The organism is Streptomyces sp. NPDC102258 (genome assembly GCF_055584685.1).
Genome location: NZ_JBVJLO010000003.1, coordinates 326,840 through 348,904, shown reverse-complemented (window position 1 = coordinate 348,904; position 22,065 = coordinate 326,840). Strand labels below are relative to the sequence as shown.

19 protein-coding genes and 2 tRNA genes (1 of these 21 running past the window's edge) are annotated in these 22,065 nt (G+C 73.3%); 13 read left to right on the top strand and 8 right to left on the bottom strand.

The window, feature by feature from the left end:
• Both ACZ6ZT_RS07180 and ACZ6ZT_RS07175 read right to left on the bottom strand, forming a co-directional pair.
• A tRNA-Asn gene (locus ACZ6ZT_RS07180) sits at positions 1-58 on the bottom strand; it reaches 115 nt to the left of the window's first position.
• A 5-nt stretch (positions 59-63) separates the two neighbouring features.
• Positions 64-136: transfer RNA gene (locus ACZ6ZT_RS07175), tRNA-Asn, on the bottom strand.
• 145 nt (positions 137-281) lie between these two features.
• Here ACZ6ZT_RS07175 and ACZ6ZT_RS07170 point away from each other — a divergent pair.
• The 4 genes from ACZ6ZT_RS07170 (at position 282) to ACZ6ZT_RS07155 (ending at position 5,854) form a co-directional block, all read left to right on the top strand.
• Positions 282-584 (top strand): YtxH domain-containing protein, encoded by a 303-nt coding sequence (locus ACZ6ZT_RS07170; protein WP_469716316.1) that lies wholly within the window; start codon positions 282-284, stop codon positions 582-584.
• Positions 585-636: 52 nt separating this feature from the next.
• Positions 637-2,082, top strand: coding sequence for an FGGY family carbohydrate kinase (locus ACZ6ZT_RS07165; RefSeq protein WP_469716315.1), 1,446 nt, complete (start codon positions 637-639; stop codon positions 2,080-2,082).
• A gap of 119 nt (positions 2,083-2,201) precedes the next feature.
• The gene (locus ACZ6ZT_RS07160) at positions 2,202-3,935 is read left to right on the top strand and encodes an ABC transporter ATP-binding protein (RefSeq protein WP_469716313.1); all 1,734 of its coding nucleotides are present in this window, start codon (positions 2,202-2,204) and stop codon (positions 3,933-3,935) included.
• Complete coding sequence (locus tag ACZ6ZT_RS07155) at positions 3,932-5,854, top strand: ABC transporter ATP-binding protein (protein WP_469716312.1); 1,923 nt, start codon at positions 3,932-3,934, stop codon at positions 5,852-5,854. Before ACZ6ZT_RS07160 ends, ACZ6ZT_RS07155 begins: the two co-directional genes overlap by 4 nt.
• Before the next feature lie 93 nt (positions 5,855-5,947).
• On the opposite strand, the gene ACZ6ZT_RS07150 is transcribed toward ACZ6ZT_RS07155, so the two are convergent.
• Complete coding sequence (locus ACZ6ZT_RS07150; RefSeq protein WP_469716310.1) at positions 5,948-7,153, bottom strand: RNA polymerase sigma factor; 1,206 nt, start codon at positions 7,151-7,153, stop codon at positions 5,948-5,950.
• Positions 7,154-7,292: 139 nt separating this feature from the next.
• Here ACZ6ZT_RS07150 and ACZ6ZT_RS07145 point away from each other — a divergent pair, with 139 nt between their 5' ends.
• Positions 7,293-7,934, top strand: a complete 642-nt coding sequence (locus ACZ6ZT_RS07145; RefSeq protein ID WP_469716309.1) for a hypothetical protein — start codon at positions 7,293-7,295, stop codon at positions 7,932-7,934.
• 22 nt (positions 7,935-7,956) lie between these two features.
• Here ACZ6ZT_RS07145 and ACZ6ZT_RS07140 read toward each other — a convergent pair whose 3' ends face one another.
• The 3 genes from ACZ6ZT_RS07140 to ACZ6ZT_RS07130 form a co-directional block, all read right to left on the bottom strand.
• The gene (locus ACZ6ZT_RS07140) at positions 7,957-8,646 is read right to left on the bottom strand and encodes a DUF6445 family protein (protein ID WP_469716308.1); all 690 of its coding nucleotides are present in this window, start codon (positions 8,644-8,646) and stop codon (positions 7,957-7,959) included.
• Between the two features lie 92 nt (positions 8,647-8,738).
• Positions 8,739-9,509, bottom strand: coding sequence for a glucose 1-dehydrogenase (locus ACZ6ZT_RS07135; protein ID WP_469716306.1), 771 nt, complete (start codon positions 9,507-9,509; stop codon positions 8,739-8,741).
• Between the two features lie 62 nt (positions 9,510-9,571).
• Positions 9,572-10,186, bottom strand: coding sequence for a SanA/YdcF family protein (locus tag ACZ6ZT_RS07130; protein ID WP_469716596.1), 615 nt, complete (start codon positions 10,184-10,186; stop codon positions 9,572-9,574).
• Positions 10,187-10,638: 452 nt separating this feature from the next.
• On the opposite strand from ACZ6ZT_RS07130, the gene ACZ6ZT_RS07125 reads away from it, so the two are divergent.
• The 4 genes from ACZ6ZT_RS07125 (at position 10,639) to dnaG (ending at position 16,035) form a co-directional block, all read left to right on the top strand.
• Positions 10,639-11,406 carry a sirohydrochlorin chelatase gene (locus ACZ6ZT_RS07125; RefSeq protein WP_469716304.1) on the top strand — a complete coding sequence of 256 codons (768 nt, stop codon included), beginning with the start codon at positions 10,639-10,641 and terminating at the stop codon, positions 11,404-11,406.
• 2 nt (positions 11,407-11,408) lie between these two features.
• Complete coding sequence (locus tag ACZ6ZT_RS07120) at positions 11,409-12,725, top strand: deoxyguanosinetriphosphate triphosphohydrolase (protein WP_469716302.1); 1,317 nt, start codon at positions 11,409-11,411, stop codon at positions 12,723-12,725.
• 93 nt (positions 12,726-12,818) lie between these two features.
• Positions 12,819-14,093: an NAD(P)/FAD-dependent oxidoreductase gene (locus ACZ6ZT_RS07115; RefSeq protein ID WP_469716301.1), complete on the top strand. Its 1,275-nt coding sequence runs from the start codon at positions 12,819-12,821 to the stop codon at positions 14,091-14,093.
• 34 nt (positions 14,094-14,127) lie between these two features.
• Positions 14,128-16,035 carry a DNA primase gene (gene dnaG, locus ACZ6ZT_RS07110; RefSeq protein WP_469716299.1) on the top strand — a complete coding sequence of 636 codons (1,908 nt, stop codon included), beginning with the start codon at positions 14,128-14,130 and terminating at the stop codon, positions 16,033-16,035.
• 12 nt (positions 16,036-16,047) lie between these two features.
• Here the strand turns inward: dnaG and ACZ6ZT_RS07105 are convergent, their stop codons facing one another.
• Entirely contained in the window at positions 16,048-16,503 is a 456-nt protein-coding gene (locus ACZ6ZT_RS07105; RefSeq protein ID WP_469716297.1) for a gamma-glutamylcyclotransferase family protein, read from the bottom strand.
• Between the two features lie 330 nt (positions 16,504-16,833).
• Between ACZ6ZT_RS07105 and ACZ6ZT_RS07100 the strand changes: the two genes are divergently transcribed.
• Both ACZ6ZT_RS07100 and ACZ6ZT_RS07095 read left to right on the top strand, forming a co-directional pair.
• Positions 16,834-17,376: a hypothetical protein gene (locus tag ACZ6ZT_RS07100; RefSeq protein ID WP_469716295.1), complete on the top strand. Its 543-nt coding sequence runs from the start codon at positions 16,834-16,836 to the stop codon at positions 17,374-17,376.
• 129 nt (positions 17,377-17,505) lie between these two features.
• On the top strand, positions 17,506-18,174 hold the full coding sequence (locus ACZ6ZT_RS07095; RefSeq protein ID WP_469716293.1) for a class F sortase: 669 nt from the start codon (positions 17,506-17,508) through the stop codon (positions 18,172-18,174).
• Between the two features lie 12 nt (positions 18,175-18,186).
• On the opposite strand, the gene ACZ6ZT_RS07090 is transcribed toward ACZ6ZT_RS07095, so the two are convergent.
• Positions 18,187-18,963 (bottom strand): sulfite exporter TauE/SafE family protein, encoded by a 777-nt coding sequence (locus tag ACZ6ZT_RS07090; RefSeq protein ID WP_469716291.1) that lies wholly within the window; start codon positions 18,961-18,963, stop codon positions 18,187-18,189.
• Between the two features lie 250 nt (positions 18,964-19,213).
• On the opposite strand from ACZ6ZT_RS07090, the gene nirB reads away from it, so the two are divergent.
• Positions 19,214-21,736 carry a nitrite reductase large subunit NirB gene (nirB, locus tag ACZ6ZT_RS07085; protein ID WP_469716289.1) on the top strand — a complete coding sequence of 841 codons (2,523 nt, stop codon included), beginning with the start codon at positions 19,214-19,216 and terminating at the stop codon, positions 21,734-21,736.
• Entirely contained in the window at positions 21,733-22,065 is a 333-nt protein-coding gene (nirD, locus tag ACZ6ZT_RS07080) for a nitrite reductase small subunit NirD (RefSeq protein WP_469716287.1), read from the top strand. The genes nirB and nirD overlap by 4 nt, the downstream gene beginning before the upstream one ends.

Sequence of the window (22,065 nt, the reverse complement as noted above, 5' to 3'; positions counted from 1 at the left end):
TCGAACCAGTAACCTGCCGGTTAACAGCCGGCTGCTCTGCCAATTGAGCTACAGGGGACCGCGCTCCCCCGACTGGACTCGAACCAGTAACCTGCCGGTTAACAGCCGGCTGCTCTGCCAATTGAGCTACAGGGGATTGCTGCGGTGCACCGAACAGCCCACCTCCGGCCTTGCCGGGGGGCGAGCGCTCGTTGCGAGTCATAGATTAGCGCAAGCAGGGGGGTGCTCCGCCAATCGGTATCCACAGCAGGCCGGGCACCACACGACGAAAGGTGACAGCCATGCGGTACAAGGTCACGTTCGCGCTCGGACTGGCCCTCGGGTACGTGCTCGGAACCCGGGCCGGGCGGGAGCGGTACGAGCAGCTGCGCAAGTCCGCGCAGCAGGTCGCGCAGAACCCGGCGGTCCGCAATGCCGCCGAAACCGCCGGTCAGACCGGGCGCGCCGTCGCCGGCAAGGCCTTCGCGGCGGTGGGGGACAAGGTCGGGGACGTCGTACCGGAGTCGCTGGCCGAGCGGGTCCGGGCGATGCGCGGCCGGGCGGGCGCGGGCTCCGAGGACGAGTGGGGCACCACCAACACCTGAGGACCTGTCCGGACGAGCCGAGTCCGGCCCGGCGTGCGGCAGAATTCTCCGCATGGGGATAGTCGCCGGGCTGGACAGCTCTTCCACCTTCACTCGCATCGTGGTCTGTGACACGGAGACGGGCGCCGTGCTGCGCCAGGGCTACGCGCCCCATCCACCGTCCGCCGGTGAGAGCGTCCCCCACGAAACCGACCCGCAGGCCTGGCTGCTCTCCCTCGGCGAGGCCGCCGGCGGCGGGCTGCTGGAGGGCGTCCAGGCCATCGGCGTCTCCGCGCAGCAGCACGGGGTCCTGCCGCTCGACGCGCAGGGCGCCCTCGTACGTCCCGCCCTGGTCGGCAACGACAAGCGCGGGCAGGTCGCCGCCGCCGAGCTGGTCGACGCGCTCGGGGGGCGGCAGGCGTGGGTCGCCGCGGTGGGCTCGGTCCCGCACTCCGCGTCGCCGGTCGCGAAGCTGGCCTGGCTGGCCCGTACCGAGCCGGAGGCGGCGCGCCGGGTCGCGGTGGTGATGTCCCCGCACGACTGGCTCGTCTGGCAGCTGCTCGGCCGGCCCGCCCGCCGCACCACCGACCGGGCGGGCGCGTCCGGCACCGGGTACTGGTCGGCGGCCACCGGCTCCTACCGCCCCGACCTGGTCGAGCTGGCGCTCGGGCACCGGGCCCTGCTGCCCGAGGTGCTCGGCCCCGCCGACGCCGCCGGGATGACCCCCGAGGGGCTGCTGATCTCCGCCGGGACCGGGGAGACCATGGCCGCCGCGCTCGGGCTGGGGCTCGGGCCGGGGGACGCGGTGGTCTCGCTGGGCGCGTCCGGCTCGGTGATGGCCGTGCACCACGAGGCGCTGTCGGAGCCGGGCGGCCTGATCACCTCGCTGGCCGACGCGGGCGGCATGCACCTGCCGGTGGTGAACACCTCCAACGCCGTCCGGGCCCTGCGCGGCACCGCCGAGCTGCTGGGCACCGACCTGGAGGGGCTGAGCGCGCTCGCGCTGAAGTCGACGCCGGGCGCCCACGGCCTCGTACTGCTCCCCTACCTGGAGGGCGAGCGGACCCCGAGCCTGCCGCAGGCGGCCGGGACCCTGTCCGGGCTGCGCCGGGACTCGATGAAGCCGGAGCACCTGGCGCGGGCCGCGTTCGAGGGCATGCTCTGCGGGCTGGTGGACGCCCTCGACGTGCTCCGCCACCGCGGGGCGGCGATCCGGCGGGTGTTCCTGCTGGGCGCGGCGGCCGAGCTGCCCGCCGTACAGGCCGCCGCCCCGGGGCTGTTCGGGACGCAGGTCGTCGTACCGGCGCCGGCGGACTACGCGGCGCTCGGCGCGGCCCGGCAGGCGGCCTGGGCGCTGGGGGTGCGGCAGGGCACGCTGGCCCCGCACACCCCGCCGGTCTGGCCGGCCGCCGCGGCGCAGGTCTTCGAGCCGGGCGAGGAGTTCCCGGCCTGGCAGGCCGTGCGCCAGCAGTACGTGACCACGCGCGAGCAGCTCCACCCGGGGGCCTTCCCGGCGTAGGGCCCGTGGTCGTGGTGATCTACTCCTTTTGACCGGGCTTTGCGAAAACGGGTGGGGATCATCCCCCGGTTGGCCGAAGATGGACCGAACCCCTCGATCATGCCGACCGGAGCCTGCGCGTGCTCATACGACTTTTGCGGACCCACCTGGGTCCGTACCGGAAACCGATCGCCCTCCTGGTCCTGCTGCAACTGCTGCAGACCAGTGCGAGCCTCTACCTGCCCACCCTCAACGCCGACATCATCGACAACGGTGTCGTCAACGGCGACACCGGTTACATCCTGCGCTTCGGCGCCGTGATGCTCGGTGTCTCGCTCGTCCAGCTCCTGTGCAACGTCGGGGCCGTGTACTACGGCGCCCGTACCGCGGCCGCGCTCGGCCGTGACGTCCGCGCCGCCGTCTTCGACCGGGTGCAGAGCTTCTCCGCCCGTGAGCTGGGCCAGTTCGGCGCACCGTCGCTGATCACCCGTACGACGAACGACGTCCAGCAGGTCCAGATGCTGGTCCTGATGACCTTCACGCTGATGGTCTCGGCGCCGATCATGTGCGTCGGCGGCATCGTCATGGCCCTCTCGCTCGACGTGAAGCTGTCGGGCGTGCTGCTCGCGGTGGTGCCCACGCTCGGCCTGGCGGTCGGCGCCATCGTCTGGAAGACCCGCCCGCTGTTCCGCCAGATGCAGGTGCGCCTGGACACCGTGAACCGGGTGCTGCGCGAGCAGATCACCGGCAACCGCGTGATCCGCGCCTTCGTCCGCGACGGATACGAGGAGGAGCGGTTCCGCACCGCCAACTCCGACCTGACGGCGGTCTCCCTCGCCTCGGGCAAGCTGCTCGCGTTCATGTTCCCGACCGTCATCGTCGTCGTGAACGTCTCCAGCGTGGCCGTCATCTGGTTCGGCGCGATGCGCGTGGACAGCGGCGGCATGGAGATCGGCCAGCTGACGGCCTTCCTCGCCTACCTGATGCAGATCGTCATGTCCGTGATGATGGCCACCTTCATGTTCATGATGGTGCCGCGCGCCGAGGTCTGCGCCGAGCGCATCCAGGAGGTCCTGGACACCGACACCAGCGTGGTCCCTCCGGCCGAGCCGATCCGCAAGCTCCTGCGGCGCGGGCGGCTGGAGCTGCGCGGCGCCGACTTCCGCTATCCGGGCGCCGAGGCCCCGGTGCTGCGCGGGGTGGACCTGGTGGCCCGCCCCGGTGAGACCACGGCCGTGATCGGCTCCACCGGCAGCGGCAAGTCCACGCTGCTGGGGCTCGTGCCCCGGCTGTTCGACGCGACCGGCGGCGAGGTCCTCGTCGACGGGGAGGACGTACGCCGCCTCGACCCGGAGCTGCTGGCCAAGACGGTCGGCATGGTGCCGCAGAAGCCGTACCTGTTCTCCGGAACCGTGGCTTCCAACCTGCGGTACGGGCGCCCGGACGCGACCGACGAGGAGCTGTGGCACGCCCTGGAGGTGGCCCAGGCCAAGGACTTCGTCTCCGCGCTGGAGGGCGGGCTCGACGCGCCCGTCACCCAGGGCGGTACGAACGTCTCCGGCGGCCAGCGCCAGCGGCTCGCGATCGCCCGCACCCTGGTGCAGCGGCCCGAGATCTACCTCTTCGACGACTCCTTCTCCGCCCTGGACTACGCGACGGACGCGGCGCTGCGCTCGGCGCTGGCCCACGAGACCGGGGAGGCGACGGTGGTGATCGTGGCCCAGCGGGTCTCCACGATCCGCGACGCCGACCGGATCATCGTCCTCGACGAGGGACAGGTGGTGGGCGAGGGCCGGCACCACGAGCTGATGGCCGGAAACGAGACCTACCGGGAGATCGTGCTCTCCCAGCTGACGGAGGCGGAGGCCGCATGAGCGGGCCCGGAGGACGGATGATGGCGGGCCCGGTCCAGAGGTCCATGGACTTCAAGGGGTCGGGCAAGCGGCTGCTGCGGCAGCTGGCGTACGACCGGGCCAGGCTCTGGGGCATGGTCGCGGCCGTGGTCGGCAGCGTGGGCTGCGCGGTGGTCGGGCCGAAGATCCTCGGCGAGGCCACCGACCTGGTGTTCGCGGGGATCATCGGCCGGCAGATGCCGGCGGGTCTCACCAAGGAGCAGGCCCTGGAGGGGCTGCGGGCCAGGGGCCAGGGCGGGATGGCGGACATGCTGTCCGGCATCGACTTCACCCCCGGCCAGGGCATCGACTTCGACGCCGTGGGCGGCGTGGCGCTCTGGGCGCTGGCGGCGTTCGCCGTGGCGGGCCTGCTGATGCTGGTGGCGACGCGGCTGTCGAACCACGTGATGAACGGCACCGTGTACCGGATGCGCGAGGAGCTCCAGGCGAAGCTGGCGCGGCTGCCGCTGTCGTACTTCGACCAGCAGAAGCGCGGCGAGGTGCTGAGCCGGGCGACGAACGACATCGACAACGTCGGCCAGACCATCCAGCAGACGATGGGGCAGCTGATGAACTCGCTGCTGACGATCGTCGGCGTGCTGGTGATGATGTTCTGGATCTCGCCGCTGCTGGCGCTGGTCGCGCTGGTGACCGTACCGGTGTCGGTGGTGGTCGCGGCGAAGATCGGCAAGAAGTCGCAGCCGCAGTTCGTGGCGCAGTGGAAGAGCACCGGCACGCTCAACGCCCACATCGAGGAGATGTACTCCGGCCACACGCTGGTGAAGGTCTTCGGGCGGCAGAAGGAGTCGGCGGCGGTCTTCGCCGAGCAGAACGAGGAGCTCTACCGGGCCTCGTTCAAGGCGCAGCTGGTCAGCGGCATCATGCAGCCGGTGATGTTCTTCGTCTCGAACATCAACTACGTGCTGATCGCGGTCGTCGGCGGTCTGCGGGTGGCCTCGGGCACCCTGTCGATCGGTGACGTGCAGGCCTTCATCCAGTACTCGCGCCAGTTCTCGATGCCGCTGACGCAGGTGGCCTCGATGGCGAACCTCGTGCAGTCGGGCGTCGCCTCGGCGGAGCGGGTGTACGAGCTGCTGGACGCGCCGGAGCAGGAGCCGGACGCCGAGGTTCCGGAGCGTCCGGAGACGCTGCGCGGCCAGGTCACGCTGGACAAGGTGGCCTTCCGCTACGAGCCCGACAAGCCGCTCATCGAGAACCTCTCGCTGAACGTGGAGCCGGGCCAGACCGTCGCGATCGTCGGACCGACGGGCGCCGGCAAGACCACGCTGGTCAACCTGCTGATGCGGTTCTACGAGGTCACGGGCGGCGAGATCGCCCTCGACGGCGTGGACATCGCCAAGATGACCCGCGCGGAACTGCGCGGCGGGATCGGCATGGTGCTCCAGGACACCTGGCTGTTCGGCGGCACCATCGCGGAGAACATCGCCTACGGTGCCTCGCGCGAGGTCACGCGCGAGGAGATCGAGGAGGCCGCGCGGGCGGCGCACGCCGACCGCTTCATCCGCACCCTGCCGGACGGCTACGACACGGTGCTGGACGACGAGGGCGCGGGCGTCAGCGCCGGCGAGAAGCAGCTGATCACCATCGCCCGGGCGTTCCTGTCGGACCCGGTGATCCTGGTCCTCGACGAGGCGACGAGCTCGGTGGACACCCGTACCGAGGTGCTGATCCAGAAGGCGATGGCGCGCCTCGCGCACGGCCGTACGTCCTTCGTGATCGCGCACCGGCTGTCCACGATCCGCGACGCGGACGTGATCCTGGTGATGGAGAACGGCTCGATCGTGGAGCAGGGCACGCACGAGGAGCTGCTGTCCACGGACGGCGCGTACGCGCGCCTGTACGCGGCGCAGTTCGCGCAGGCGGTGGCCGAGGTCGACTAGTCGACCGGTCGGCAGTCCTCGGGCGGTACGACGGGGTGGGGGGCGCCTTGCGGGGCGCCCCCTTCCGTGTGCGCGGGCCGGTGGGGCGGGCGGTCAGTCGAGGTAGCCGCGCAGCTGGTCGGCGAAGGCGTGGTCGCGCAGCTTGTTGAGGGTCTTGGACTCGATCTGGCGGATCCGCTCGCGGGTCACGCCGAAGATCCGCCCTATCTCCTCCAGGGTGCGCGGCCGGCCGTCGGCGAGTCCGTAGCGGAGCTGGACGACCTTGCGCTCGCGTTCCCCGAGGGTGGAGAGCACGGCTTCCAGGTGTTCGCGCAGCAGGAAGAAGGCGGCGGACTCCACCGGGGAGGCGGCGTCGCCGTCCTCGATGAGGTCGCCGAGGGCCACGTCGTCCTCCTCGCCGACCGGCGCGTGCAGGGAGACCGGCTCCTGGGCGAGGCGGAGCACTTCCAGTACGCGTTCGGGGGTCAGTTCCAGGTGGACGGCGACCTCTTCGGCGGTGGGTTCGTAGCCGCGTTCCTGGAGCATGCGGCGCTGGACGCGCACGACGCGGTTGATCAGCTCGACGACGTGGACGGGGACGCGGATGGTGCGGGCCTGGTCGGCCAGCGCCCGGGACATGGCCTGGCGGATCCACCAGGTGGCGTAGGTGGAGAACTTGTAGCCGCGGGCGTAGTCGAACTTCTCGACGGCCCGGATCAGTCCGAGGTTCCCCTCCTGCACCAGGTCGAGCATGGTGAGTCCGCGGCCGACGTAGCGCTTCGCGACGGAGACGACGAGGCGCAGGTTCGACTCGATGAGCCGGCGCTTGGCCATGCGGCCCAGGACGACGATCCGGTCGAGGTCCACGGCGAGCTGGGAGTCGAGGTCGGTGGCGCCGGCGAGCTTCTCCTCGGCGAAGAGGCCGGCTTCCACGCGGCGGGCGAGGTCGACCTCCTCGGCGGCGGTCAGCAGCGGGATCCTGCCGATCTCGCGCAGGTACTGGCGGAAGAGGTCAGCGGAGGGGCCGGCCGCGCCGGGCCGGTCGGCGGCGCGGGTGCGCTGCGGGGGGACCGGCTCGATCAGCTCCAGGACCTCGGGGACCTCGTCGTGGCCCTCGTCGGGGTCCGGCGTCTCGTCCGCCGCTTCGTCGGTCGCTTCCGGTGCCGGTTCCTGCGCTGCTTCGTCCACGGCCTCGTCCGCTGCTTCGTCCGCTGCTTCGTCCGCCGGGAAGAGCGCGGTCCCGGCGGGGTGGCTCGCGTTCACGGTCAGGGTCTGGGTCTGCACGGGGGCGACCTCCAGGGCTGGCGAGGACTCAAGCACCGCACCTCAGTGTGGGGTACGACACATCGCCGCCACGAGGGGCGTGCGAGCACTTTCTGAGTCCGGTGCGTGACCGGATGGTTACCCCCCGCCGGGAACCCCGATGCGGATCGGACGCATGTCCTAGATGATCGACATCATGTCTTCGTACGGAACCCACGAAACCCACGTGACGGTCCGCTGCCCCGACGAGGCGGAGCTCGACCGTCTCGAATCCTGGGCCGGGGCACGGGAGTTGAAGGTCACGCACCTCATGGCGGACCGGGGCCGGACGCGCTCGCAGCCGATGCTGACGCTGCCTGACCGCACGGGCCACGAGCGGCTGGTGCCGCAGCTGCGGGCCGCGGGCTTCGATCCGGTCAGGGTCAAGATCGAGACGGTGCCCTGGAGTACGGAGCCCGCCGGGCCGGGCGGGGGCTACTTCGAACATCACCTGAAGCTGCTGCTGCCGGCCGGCTACGACCACGCGGTGCTGGAGGGCCTGGCGTTCCTGCACGGGGCGGACGTGTCGTGGAACGCCCGGCGCGCGCTGCCGGGGCCCGACGGGTACCAGGAGCGCTTCGTCACCCAGCGGGTGCGCGGCACGCACTCCCGGGCGACGGCGGCCTGCGACACGCTGATAGCCGAGCTGGTGGCGGCCGGCTACGAGATCCGCTCGGAGGAACGCGAACTCGTGCTGTACGACAGCCCCCTGTCGGTGGACGACGGGGGGACCGGCGAGCAGGGCACGGCCGGGCAGGGCAGCGGCGGCGACGACGACGGGAAAGGGACCGGCCGGTGAGCGGGCCCCGGCGGCGGGAGGCTCAGGCCATCCAGAAGAAGACGGCCGTCATGCGCTTGTCTTCCAGGGTCGTGCCCCAGTAGCCGGTCGCGCTGTGGATCAGGTTGGCGGAGTAGAGCAGGAGGCGGTTGTAGCGGTGGGGGACGCGTACGTCCTCGGTGAAGGAGTCCTCCGGGACGAAGCGGGTGCCGAGCGCGTCGACCAGGTTGTTGTGCGGGGCGACGACCTGGTTGCCGCCGAGGACGCCGCCGGGCAGGCTCTGCCGGTAGAAGCTGGTGCCGCAGTCCTTGGGCGTGCCGGGGCTCAGGTAGAGCACGGCGGCGTACCGGCACAGGGTGCGCGAGTCGGTGTGCGGGCGGGGCTCGCACTCGTCCTTGCCGACGACCTGGACGCAGTTGTGGTTGAAGGTGCCCGCGCCCTCCGGGTTCTCCGGCCAGATCCGCTTCGCCCCGGTGGCCTGCCGCACCAGCCCCTCCACGCGGGCCAGTTCGGCCGGCTCCAGTCCGGGCATGGCGCGCAGTCCGGGCCAGGGCTCGGGCTTGAGCGGGGCGCCCTGGACCCAGTCCTCCTTGGCCAGGCAGCGGGCCCGTACGGCGTCCACGTCGGGCAGTACGTCGTCCAGCACCCAGTAGTCGCGGCCACGGGTCGGCTTGCGGTACGGGAGCACCGGGAGGCCGCGGGAAGCCTGGGGCTGTGCGGGGCGAAAGACCATGGCGGGAACGGTAGTTCGGGCGCGCGGAACGCTCGCCAAAGCGGCGGCCAAGACTCCGGCAAGAGATGGTCTCGTCCGGCCGGCGGCCTGGACTACCGCCCCGTCAGGTACTGCACGGTCAGGCCGGCCGTCCAGCCGCCGTCCACGGCCAGTTCGGCGCCGGTGACGTACCCGGCGGCGTCCGAGAGCAGGAAGGCGACGGCGGCGGCTGTCTCCTCGGGGAGCCCGACCCGGCCCAGCGGGGCGCCGGGGTAGTTGCCCTCGCCGGCCTGGATGCCGACCGGCGCGGTCATCGGGGTCAGCGTCATGCCCGGGTGTACGGAGTTCACCCGGATCCGCGCCTCGGCGAGCTCCACCGCGCCGATCTTCGACAGGCCGCGCACGCCCCACTTGGAGGCGCCGTACCCGGCGGTGAGGGCGAGGCCGGTGAGGCCGGCGGCGGAGGAGATGTTGACGATGGAGCCGCCGCCGTTCTCCCGGAGCAGCGGGATCGCCGCCTTGATGCCGATGAAGACGCCGACCAGGTTGATCTCCACCACCCGGCGGAAGTGCTCGACGCTCTCGTGCTCCAGGAACTGGCCGGTGGATATCCCGGCGTTGTTGACGAGCCCGTCGATGCGGCCGAACTCGGCGACCGCGTACTCCAGGGCGGCCTGCCAGTCGGCCTCGCTGGTCACGTCATGCCGCAGGAAGCGGGCCGCGTCGCCGAGCCCGGCCGCCGTCTCGGCGCCCTCCGCCTCCAGCACATCGGTGATCAGCACCCGGCCACCGCCGTCGACGACCGCCCGGGCCGCCGCCGCGCCGAGACCGCGGGCCCCTCCGGTGATGACGACGGCCTTGCCGCTCAGATCCACAACAGCCACGGTTCCCCCACCCTGCCGCACACTTAGGTATATGACTAATCGGCATAGAGCCGATCGCGGCGTCAGTCTGCCAGAGCCCCCAGGGCCCGCGACACCCCCTGCTCCTTCGGACCGAGGAAGGTCGGATCCGGGTGGAACGCCGCGTCCAGGGCCGCCTTGCCCGCCGCGAACACCTCGCGGACCCCGCCGTAGTACCAGGTGGCGTCGTGCGCGTCGTCGACCCCGACCCCGTACGCGTCCAGCCCCGCCGCCTGGCACAGGGCCACGGCCCGGCGTATGTGGAACCCCTGGGTCACCAGGACCGCCCGGTGCACCCCGAAGACCTCCCGGGCGCGCACGCACGAGTCCCATGTGTCGAAGCCCGCGTAATCACTGACCACCCGGTCGTCCGGCACCCCGTGCGCCGTGAGGTAGGCGCGCATCGCGTCGGGCTCGTCGTACTCCTCGCGGCTGTTGTCCCCCGTCACCAGCACCACTCTCACCTTGCCGGTGCGGTACAGCTCCACGGCCGCGTCGAGCCGGTTGGCCAGGTACGGGGTCGGGCGGCCGTTCCACAGGCCCGCCCCGAACACCACGGCCACCCCGGCGGCGGGCGCCCGGGCCGTGGTCCCCAGCTGGCCGGCCGCCGCCGCGTGCGTCCACGCCGAGGGCAGCAGCGCCAGTACGCACAACCCCATCACGGCCTGCACGGCCCGCCGCCGCGCCCGCACCGTACGCCACCACCCCGTACGCCAGCCCGTACGTGACCCCGCACGCGACCCCGTCACCTGCTCGGGCTTTCCCCTGACCGCCATGACCGTCCCCCCTCGTCCCCGCGCCGTTCCCCGCGCCGCCCCCACGCCCTTCGCACGGATTGACGAACCGGCCCGCCCCGCCAGTTCCGCCCGCCCCGCCTTTCACCCGTACGAATGAGCGAGTGAACGGGCCGAAACGACCCGTCATCCCGGCGCAACGCCACCGCAACCTCCACCCCGCAGGATCGGTCCATGACGGAGCCGGTGCACCCTCCCGAAAACCCGCCCCTCCCCTTCGGCGGCCCCGCCGAGCTGCTGAGCCGGATCACCGACCAGCTCGGCAGCCAGCTCGGCGTGCTGCGGCCGCCCCGCGCCCGGCACCACGGAGACCGCCCATGCAGCCCACCCTCGTCGCCGTGGCCCACGGCAGCCGCGACCCCCGCGCCGCGCACACCACCCACGCCCTCCTCGAACGGGTCCGCGAGCTCCGCCCGCGCCTCGACGTCCGCCTCGGCCACATCGAGCTGAACCGGCCCCTGCTCGGTGACACCCTGCACCGGGCCGCCGGCGCGGCGGTGCTCGTACCGCTCCTGCTCGGCCGGGGCACCCACGCCAAACGGGACCTCCCCGCCGCCGCGGCCCGGGCCGGCCACCTCGACGTCCGGATCGCGGCCCCGCTCGGCCCCCACCCGCTGCTGGTCGAGGCCCTGTTCGAGCGGCTCCTGGAGGCCGGCTGGACCCCGGGCACGGCCGTCGTGCTGGCCGCCGCCGGATCCCGCGACCCGGACTCCGCCGCCGACACCCGCCGCACCGCCGCCCTGCTCTCCGAACGCCTCGGCGCGGTGCCCGTGGTCCCCGCCTACGCCTCAGGCGCCGGCCCGGACGTGCCGGACGCCGTCCGGGCCCTGACCGCCCGGGGCCGCCACCGGATCGCCGTCGCCTCGTACTTCGCCGCCCCGGGCCGCTTCTCCACCGCGAGCGCCGCCGCCGCGCCCGGCCCGGCCGCCGCCCCGCTCGGCGACCACCCGGCGCTGGCCCGCCTGGTCCTGCGGCGCTACGACGAGGCCCTCGCGCGCGCCGCCGGCCGACGGGAACCGGCCACCGCCCATGGGCCGCGTCCGGCCGGATTGCTCCGATTGTCGGTGACTCCGGTTAACGTCTGAGCATGGAAGGCACCGCACACACCCCCGCCTACGCGTCCTACGACCCCGCCGCCACCGAGCGCTGGGTCACCGAGCCCGACAAGCGGCCCGGCCGCACCGCCTTCCAGCGTGACCGCGCCCGCGTCCTGCACTCCGCCTCGCTGCGCCGCCTCGCGGGGAAGACCCAGGTCGTCACTCCGGGCACCCGCTCCTACGACTGGGACGCGAGCCCCCGTACCCGGCTGACCCACTCCCTGGAGTGCGCGCAGGTCGGCCGGGAGCTCGGCGCGGCCCTCGGCTGCGACCCCGACCTGGTCGAGGCGGCCTGCCTCTCCCACGACATGGGCCACCCGCCGTTCGGGCACAACGGCGAGGAGGCGCTCAACGAGTTCGCGAAGGACTGCGGCGGCTTCGAGGGCAACGCCCAGTCGCTGCGCCTGCTGACCCGGCTGGAACCCAAGCGGTTCGTCACCGACCCGGACAGCGGGACCCTCGTCAGCGTCGGCCTCAACCTCACCCGCGCCTGCCTCGACGCCGCCACCAAGTACCCCTGGGCCCGCGGGGACCACCCCACCGACCCCGCCTCGGTCAAGTTCGGCGCCTACGAGGACGACCTGCCGGTCTTCGCGTGGCTGCGCCGCGGCGCCCCCGCCGACCGCAAGTGCTTCGAGGCGCAGGTCATGGACTGGGCGGACGACGTCGCGTACTCCGTGCACGACTTCGAGGACGGTCTGCACGCCGGGCACCTCGACCCCAACCTGCTCTTCGCCGAGCCCGAGCGGGAGGCGATCTGGCGGGTCGCGATCGGCCGGTACGTGCCCGCCGACACGGCTCCGGAGGAACTGCGCGAGGCCCTGGACCGTTTGATGGAACAGGAGTGGTGGCCGCACGGGTACGACGGCTCGGCGGTGGCGCAGGCCCGTCTGAAGGACGCCACGAGCCAGCTCATCGGCCGGTTCTGCCTGGCCGCCGAGGGCGCCACCCGCGAGGCCCACGGCACCGGCCGCCTCACCCGGTACGGGGCCGGGCTGGTCGTGCCGCGCGAGGCCCGCAACGAATGCGCCGTCCTGAAGGCGGTCGCCGACCTGTACGTGATGCAGCGCGACGAGCAGGAACGCCTGCGCGCCGACCAGCGCGTCATCCTGACCGAGCTCGCCGAGGCCCTCAGCGCCCGCGCGCCCGAGGGGCTCGACCCGCAGTTCAGGGCCCTCTTCGACGCCGCGCCCGACGACAGGGCCCGCAAGCGGGCGGTCGTCGACCAGGTCGCCTGCCTGACCGACGCCTCGGCCCGCTCCCTGCACGCCCGTCTCACCAGACGCGGCCGACGCGCCGAAGGGTGAGCCGATCGGGCCATCCCCCCTTCACGCGACAGGCTCGGTGCGGGACGCTCGCATGTGGCCGCACGTGACGAAGAGGTTATGAGGAGGCATCAGGTGGTCGACGCACACCAGACGTTCATCATCGTCGGAGCAGGGCTCGCCGGGGCGAAGGCCGCCGAGACGCTGAGGGCGGAGGGGTTCACGGGCCGGGTGATCCTGATCGGGGACGAGCGGGAGCATCCGTACGAGCGGCCACCGCTGTCCAAGGGGTACCTGGTCGGCAAGGACGACCGCGACAGCGTCTTCGTCCACGAGCCGTCCTGGTACGCGAGCGCCGAGGTCGAGCTCCACCTCGGGCAGCCCGCCGTCCACGTCGACCGCGAGGCCAAGTCGGTCCGCCTCGGCGACGGCACCCTGCTGCACTACGACAAGCTCCTGCTGGCCACCGGCGCCGAACCGCGCCGGCTGGACGTCCCCGGGACGGGCCTGGCCGGGGTGCACCACCTGCGCCGCCTCGCGCACGCCGAGCGGCTGCGCGGCGTCCTGGCCGCCCTCGGCCGGGACAACGGCCACCTGCTGATCGCGGGCGCGGGCTGGATCGGCCTGGAGGTCGCGGCGGCGGCCCGCGAGTACGGGGCCGAGGTCACCGTGGTCGAACCGCTGCCGACGCCGCTGCACGCGGTGCTCGGACCGGAGGTCGGCCGGCTCTTCGCCGACCTGCACGCCGAGCACGGGGTCCGCTTCCACTTCGGCTCCCGCCTCACCGAGATCGTCGGCCACGACGGCATGGTGCTGGCTGCCCGCACCGAGGACGGCGAAGAGCACCCGGCGCACGCGGTGCTCGCCGCGATCGGCGCCGCCCCGAGGACCGCGCTCGCCGAGACCTCCGGGCTGGCCCTCGTCGACCGGGAGCACGGCGGCGGCATCGCCGTGGACGAGTCGCTGCGCACCTCCGACCCGGACATCTTCGCGGCCGGTGACGTGGCCGCCGCCCACCACCCGTGGATCGGGTCCCGGCTGCGGGTGGAGCACTGGGCCAACGCCCTCAACGGCGGTCCGGCCGCCGCCCGGGCGATGCTCGGCCAGGAGGTCAGCTACGACCGGGTCCCGTACTTCTTCTCCGACCAGTACGACGTGGGCCTGGAGTACTCGGGCTACGCCCCGGCCGGGAGCTACGACCAGGTGCTGGTGCGCGGCGACGTGGGCAAGCGCGAGTTCATCGCCTTCTGGCTCTCCGGGGGCCGGGTGCTGGCCGGTATGAACGTGAACGTGTGGGACGTCACGGAGCACATCCAGGCCCTGATCCGCTCCGGGCGCCCGGTCGACGCCGACCAGCTCACGGACCCGGAGGTTCCGCTCACTTCGCTCCTGGCGGCCCAGGGGGGCTGACCGTACCGTCCGCGCACGGCCGTAGACTTCACGCGTGGCAGGACGGATCAACGACGACGACGTGAAGGCGGTACGGGACGCGGTCCCGATCGACGCCGTGGTCTCCGAGTACCTCCAGCTGCGCAACGCGGGCGGCGGCAACCTCAAGGGCCTGTGCCCCTTCCACGACGAGAAGTCCCCGTCCTTCCAGGTCAGCCCCAGCAAGGGCTTCTACCACTGCTTCGGCTGCCAGGCGGGCGGGGACACCCTCGACTTCATCATGAAGATCGACCACCTCTCCTTCTCGGAGGCGGTCGAGCGGCTGGCCGGCCAGGCCGGCATCACCCTGCGGTACGAGGAGGGCGGCTACACCGCCGGCACCAGCGGCCGCGGCGAGCGCATCCGCCTGGTCGAGGCGCACAAGGCCGCCGCCCTCTTCTACGCGGACCAGCTCGGCGGGGCCGAGGCCGAGATCGGCCGCCGCTTCCTGGCGGAGCGCGGCTTCGACCAGGCGGCGGCCCAGCACTTCGGCGTGGGCTACAGCCCGGCCGGCTGGGACCACCTGACCCGGTTCCTGCGCGGCAAGGGCTTCAGCGACAAGGAACTGATCCTCTCCGGACTGGCGCAGGACAGCCGCAGCGGCAAGCCCATCGACCGCTTCCGCGGCCGGCTCATGTGGCCCATCCGCGACATCAGCGGCGAGGTCGTCGGCTTCGGCGCGCGCAAGCTGCGCGACGACGACAACGGCCCGAAATACCTGAACACGCCCGAGACGGCGATCTACAAGAAGTCCCAGGTGCTGTACGGCATCGACCTGGCCAAGAAGGAGATCGCCAAGACCTCCCGGGCCGTGGTCGTCGAGGGCTACACCGATGTCATGGCCTGCCACCTGGCCGGGGTCACCACCGCCATCGCCACCTGTGGCACGGCCTTCGGCGGGGACCACATCAAGATCCTGCGGCGGCTGCTGATGGACAACGCGACCGCCGAGGTGATCTTCACCTTCGACGGTGACGCGGCCGGGCAGAAGGCGGCCCTGCGGGCGTTCGAGGACGACCAGAAGTTCGCGGCGGAGACCTCGATCGCGATCACCCCGGGCGGCATGGACCCCTGCGACCTGCGTCTGGCGCAGGGTGACGCGGCGGTGTCCGGGCTGGTGGAGTCGCGTACCCCGCTGTTCGAGTTCGCTCTGCGGCACATCGTGGCCCGGCACAACCTGGAGAACCCGGCGGGGCGGGCGGCCGCGCTGGACGAGGCGGCCCCGGTGGTCGCCCACATCAAGAACATCGCGATCCAGCACGAGTCGGCGGTCCAGCTGGCGGGCATGCTGGGCATCCGCGACGAGCAGTTCGTCGTCAAACGGGTCGCGCAGCTGGCCCGCTGGGCCCGCGAGCGCGGCAACCAGCCGCAGCCGCCGGGCCGGGCCGGCGGCCGCTCCCGCGAGGCCGCGCCCGCTCCCGCCCCGGCCGCGCCGCCCGGCGGCCCCGCCCTGAACCTGCGCAGCCCGGCGCACCGTACCGAGCGCGAGCTCCTCAAGCTGGCGCTCCAGCGGCCGGCCCTGGTCTCCCCCGCCTTCGACGCGTACGGGATCGACGAGTTCACCGCCCCGCCCTACGCGGCGGTCCGCCAGGCCATCCAGGACGCCGGCGGCGCCTCCCAGGAGACGGACGACTACCTGGTCCGGGTCCGCGCGGCGGCCCCGAACGACACCGTCCGGGCGCTCGTGACGGAGCTGGCGGTGGAGGCCATCCACGCCAAGACGGTGGACGAGGTCTACGCGGGGGTCCAGCTGGTCCAGGTCCGGCTGCGCGCGGTGGACCGCCGGGTGCAGGAGATCCAGGGCACCATGTCCCGGCTGGGCCCGCAGGCCCCGCCGGAGCAGCAGGCGGCGGTCCAGCAGGAGCTGTGGACCCTCCAGCAGTACGGCCAGCGCCTGCGCAACCGCGGCGCCGAGGGGCTCTAGAGCCGAGGGCCCTTAAAGCGGCTCCGCCCGGAGGCGGCGGTGCCAGTCGCCGCCGGGGATCTCGGTGCCGGAGGCCGTGAGGCGGCCGGCCAGGGGGGTCGCGGCCAGGTAGACCCAGGCGCGCACGCGGAGCCCGTCGGGGCGCACCGCCGTCCGCGCGAGACGGTCGTAGACGTTCCCGGGGTGGCCCGGGCCCCGGTACTCCTCCAGCCGGTCCAGTGCCGCCAGCAGCTCCCCGTACGCCTCCGGCACCGGGGTGATCAGCTCCCCGGTCACCGCGGAGCCGGGGCGTTCGACCGCGTACGGGTAGCCGGGGCCCTCGTACAGCGCCGCGTCCGGCAGTGCGGCGGGCTCCTCGGACGCCGTACGGCCGCGCAGGAACAGGTCGTGGTTGACCTCCCCCGACCGCAGCGTCCCGTACACGAAGAACGGCAGCGTTCCGGATTCCGGCCGGTCGACCGATGCCACAGGGCCCTCCCCTCGACCACGACTGGACGCGCACGGCCGCCCCGGCCCAAGGTCCCGGCTCCGTCCGCGCGCCCCACCACCGTACGCACCGCTGCCGCGCGGCCTCCCGGGCCCTGTGACATCGCCGGCCGGCGTTCCCGGCCACCCCTCCCCCACGCCGTACCGTCACCCGGACGGCGTGGGGGCACCCTGATGCCCGCACAGGCCCTCTGACCTGCACCGGGACCCCTTCAGGCGGCGCCGGACGAGTAATCTGACGGCCCATCAGCAGGCGCCGCGCGGATGCGCCGGTTTTCCTCGGAACACGACCCCGTGTCCCCAGGAGTACCCATGCGCCGCAGCACCGCCCACGTGCTCACCGCCACCGCACTGACCGCGGCCGCCTTCGCCGGCCCCGTGGCCGCGGCCGTGGCGGCCGCGGACCTCGGCATGGCCCCCTTCGCGCCCGGGGACTTCGCCGTGCTGGAGATCTGGCCGAAGTCCGCCGTCCCCGGCACCACCGTCACGGTCAACACCAAGGCCTGTGGTCCCGGCAGCCGGGCCGAGGGCGACGCCAGCACGGTCGGCGGAGGCCGCTTCAAGCTGCTCCCGGGCACCCACAAGGAAGTGGTCGAGGGCCAGTTCCGGGTGGAGCACGGGCTCAAGCCCGGCACCTACGGCATCGGGGCCACCTGCGCGAACGGCAAGTTCGCCACCGGCGACCTGGTCGTCGGTGAGCGCGGCCCCCAGGGCCACGTGCACTCCGGGGTGGGTGGTGGCACGACCACCGCCGCCGACCCCGCCACGATCACGGCGGGAGCGGCCGCACTGGCCGCGGCCGCCGTCGGCGGTACCTGGCTCCTGCGTCGCCGGGCGAGCGGCACGCGGAGCTGACGGGCGCCCGCCGCGGCCCCGGCCGCGGTCCGTCCGGTACCGCCCCCCGTCGCCCGCCCCGCGAGGTCCCCCCCGTTCGCGGGGCCGGGCGACGGCCAGTCCCACGAACGGCGAGACAAGGGGGTACGCATGCACGGCGGCTTCCGGGGCCCGTTCGGGCGCCCCGCGGCCAGAACGGTTCCGGGCGGGCGGCGCGGCCCCGCCGGCCTCGTCGCGGTCGTCGCCGTCATCGGCATCTGGCTCGTGACCAGCGGCTCCCGCGAGCCGGTCGGGCCGCCGCTGCCCTCCGCCGCCGAGGCGATGAGCGCGCGGGCCCGCTACCCGGGGGCCATCGCCCCGCTCACCGGCTCCCCGCCCACCCGGATCCGGATCCCCTCGATCCGGGTCGACGCCCCGCTCACGGGTCTCGGTCTCGACCGCGACGGCAGCCTCGAAGTACCCCCGCCGACCCGGCGCGACCTCGCGGGCTGGTACCGGGACGGGACCACGCCGGGCGCGCCGGGCACCGCCGTCATCGCGGGCCACGTCGACGACGCCACGGGCCCGGCCGTCTTCTACCAGCTGGGCGCGCTGCGCCGGGGAGCCCAGATCGAGGTCTCCCGCGCGGACGGACGTACGGCGGTGTTCACGGTCCACGCGGTCGAGGTCTACGACGCAAAGGCGTTCCCGGACGCGCGCGTGTACGGGCCCTCGCCGCGCGCCGAGCTGCGGGTGATCACCTGTGGCGGCGGGTTCTCGCCGCGGACGGGCTACGAGGGCAACGTGGTCGTCTTCGCCCACCTCACGGGGACGTACTGAGCCGGCGGCCCCTCATCCCCACTGCTCCAGACCCAGCTTGACCACCAGCGCGCCGACCACCGTCAGCAGCACGCCCCGGACGAAGCCGCTGCCCTTCCTGAGCGCCATCCCGGCGCCGATCATGCCCCCGGCGAGGTTGAAGAGCGCCATCAGCGCGGCCAGCTGCCACAGCACCCTCCCCTGGTACGCGAACATCGCGAGCGCCCCGGCGTTCGTGCACACGTTGACGATCTTGGCGGTGGCGGAGGCGGTGACCAGGTCGAGGTGGAGCAGCGCGGTGAGGGCCAGGATCAGGAAGGTGCCGGTGCCGGGCCCGATGAGGCCGTCGTAGAAGCCGATGCCGAGGCCGGCGAGGGCGATGGCGAGCAGCACCCGCTGCCGGGAGACGGGCGAGGTGGCGGGGGCGGCGCCGAAGCCGGGCTTGAAGATGACCACGGCCGCCACCACCACGAGCACCCCCATGATCAGCGGCCGCATCGCGTCCTTGCTGATGCCGCCCGCGAGCGCGGCTCCGCCCATCGACCCGGCGAGCGCGGCCAGGCCGATCCGGACGGCGACCTTCACGTCCACCGGGGCCTTGCGGACGTAGGTGACGGCGGCTCCGGTGGTGCCGACGATGGCCACCGCCTTGTTGGTGCCGAGCACGGTGGCGGGGAGGGCGTGCGGCAGGCCGAGCAGCAGGGCGGGCAGGAGCAGCAGTCCGCCCCCGCCGACCACCGCGTCGATCCAGCCGGCGGCGGCCGCGGCGACGCACAGCACGATGATCATGGTCAGTGATATGTCAGGCACGGCCCGACCCTATGGACAGGATCCATGCAGGTCCCATCGATCTCCGGAAACTTGCGCAAAGGTTGAGCTTTCGCCGGCCCGGGGCCCGCACGGGAGCCTCACCGCCCCCGCGACCCGGCGCTGAGGACGGCGTTCCGTCCGGGTAACAGCGGTGGCGCGGCGGGGAAACAGCGGGCGCGCACGCTCGGGGGCACCCCCGCACACCCCCCCACACCGCTGCGCCCGCTCACCGACGACGGAGGCCCCCGACATGACCGAGCCCCTGCCCGCCCTCGTCCTGATCGGCCACGGCATGGTCGGCCAGCGCTACCTGGAGGCCCTCGCCGAGCGCGGCGCCACCGCGACCCACCGCGTCACCGTGCTCGCCGAGGAACCCCGGCCCGCCTACGACCGCGTGCGCCTCACCTCGTACTTCTCCGGCAGCACCCCCGAGGACCTCTCCCTGACCCCGGACGGCTTCATGGAGCGCCACGGCATCGCGCTGCACCTCGGCGACCCCGCCGAGGGCATCGACCGGGACGCCCGTACGGTCACCACCCGCTCCGGGCGGGTGTTCCCGTACGACGTGCTCGTCCTGGCGACCGGCAGCGCCCCCTTCGTGCCGCCCGTCCCCGGCCGGGACGCGCCCGGCTGCTTCGTGTACCGCACGGTCGAGGACCTCCGCGCGATCGAGGCGTACGCGAAGGGCCGCGCGAGCGGGGCCGTCGTCGGCGGCGGGCTGCTCGGACTGGAGGCGGCCGGCGCGCTGAAGGGGCTCGGACTGGCCACCACGGTCGTGGAGTTCGCACCCCGGCTGATGCCCGTCCAGGTCGACGAGGGCGGCGGCGCGGCCCTGCTGCGCACCATCGAGGCCATGGGGCTGACCGTGCGCACCGGCGTCGGTACCGAGGAGGTGCTGACCGGCGAGGACGGCTCCGTCAGCGGGATGCGGCTCTCGGACGGCACGGCCGTCGACACCGGCCTCGTCGTCTTCTCGGCCGGGATCCGGCCCCGCGACGCCCTCGCCCGCGCCTGCGGCCTGGCGGTCGGCGAGCGCGGCGGAATCGCCGTCGACGCCCGCTGCCGCACCTCGGACCCGCGCGTCTACGCCGTCGGCGAGTGCGCCCGGGCCGCCGACGGCCGGGTCTACGGGCTGGTCGCGCCCGGGTACGAGATGGCCGAGACGGCCGCCGAGGACCTGCTGGGCCGCTCCCGGGAGTTCACCGGGGCCGACCTGTCCACCAAGCTCAAACTGCTCGGCGTGGACGTGGCCTCCTTCGGCGACGCGCACGGCACGGCCCCCGGCAGCCTGTCGGTGCTCTGGTCGGACTCCCGCTCGGGCGTCTACAAGAAGCTCGTGCTCTCCCCCGACGGGGTCCTCCTCGGCGGGGTGCTGGTGGGCGACGCCGACGCGTACGGGCTGCTGCGCCCGCTCACCGGCAGCGTCCCGCCGCTCGCCCCCGAACAGCTGGTGCTGCCCGCCGGGCTCGGACCCGCCACCGGACTGGGCGTCTCCGCGCTCCCCGACGCGGCGGTGGTCTGTTCCTGCCACAACGTCACCAAGAAGGAGATCACCGCCTGCGCGACCCTGCCCGAGGTCAAGCGGCGCACCAAGGCCGGCACCGGTTGCGGCGGCTGCCTCAAGGTGATCGGCGGGCTGCTGCCGGCCGCCGCCGGCCAGGGGCTGTGCGGCTGCTTCCCGTACACCCGGGCCGAGCTGTACGAGATCGTCCTGACCCGGCGCCTGACCTCGTACCGGGAGATCCTGGACGCGCACGGGCGCCCCGAAGCCCGCGGCGGCGACGGCTGCGAGGTCTGCAAGCCCGCTGTCGGCTCGGTGATCGCCTCCCTCGCCGCCGCGCTCGGCGCGAGCGGCTACGTGCTCGACGGGGAGCAGGCCGCCCTCCAGGACACCAACGACCACTTCCTCGCCAACCTCCAGCGCAACGGCTCGTACTCGGTCGTCCCGCGTATCCCGGGCGGGGAGATCACCCCCGACAAGCTGATCGTGATCGGCGAGGTGGCCCGCGACTTCGGCCTCTACACGAAGATCACCGGCGGTCAGCGCATCGACCTCCTCGGCGCGCGCGTCGACCAGCTCCCCGGGATCTGGGCCCGGCTCGTCGACGCCGGGTTCGAGTCCGGGCACGCGTACGGGAAGGCCCTGCGGACGGTGAAGTCCTGCGTGGGCAGCACCTGGTGCCGTTACGGGGTCCAGGACAGCGTCCGCATGGCCATCGACCTGGAACTGCGCTACCGGGGCCTGCGGGCCCCGCACAAGCTGAAGTCGGCGGTGTCCGGCTGCGCCCGCGAGTGCGCGGAGGCGCAGAGCAAGGACTTCGGGGTCATCGCGACGGCGAGCGGCTGGAACCTCTACGTCGGCGGCAACGGCGGGGCGGTCCCTCGCCACGCCGACCTGCTCGCCCAGGACCTCTCGGACGCCGAACTGGTGCGGCTGATCGACCGGTTCCTGATGTTCTACATCCGCACCGCCGACCGCCTGGAGCGGACCTCCACCTGGCTGGAGCGGCTGGAGGGGGGCCTGGACCACCTGCGGGACGTGATCGTGCACGACTCGCTGGGGCTGTGCGCGGAGCTGGAGGCGCTGATGGCCGGGCACGTGGCGCACTACCGCGACGAGTGGGCCGAGACGCTCCGCGACCCGGAGCGGACGCGCCGCTTCGTGTCCTTCGTGAACGCGCCCGGTGCCCCCGACCCGACGGTGCGGTTCGTCCCGGAACGCGACCAGGTCAAGCCCGACCTGACCGTGCTGACGATCGGAGGGGTCCGATGACCTTGGAATTGAAGGTGTCCGACGGCTGGCTGACGGTGTGCGAGCTGTCCGCGCTCACTCCGGGGCGGGGCGTCGCCGCCCTGCTGCCCGACGGGAGCCAGGCGGCCGTGTTCCTGGACCGGACCGGGCGCCCGTACGCGATCGGCAACCAGGACCCCTTCACGGGCGCCCAGGTCCTCGCGCGCGGGCTGCTCGGGCGCGCGGCGGGCCGGCCGTTCGTGGCCTCGCCCCTGCTGAAGCAGCGCTTCGACCTGGAGTCGGGGCGCTGCCTGGACGACGAGGAGGTGGCGGTCCGGACGTACCCGGTACGGACCGCGGCGACCCCGTAG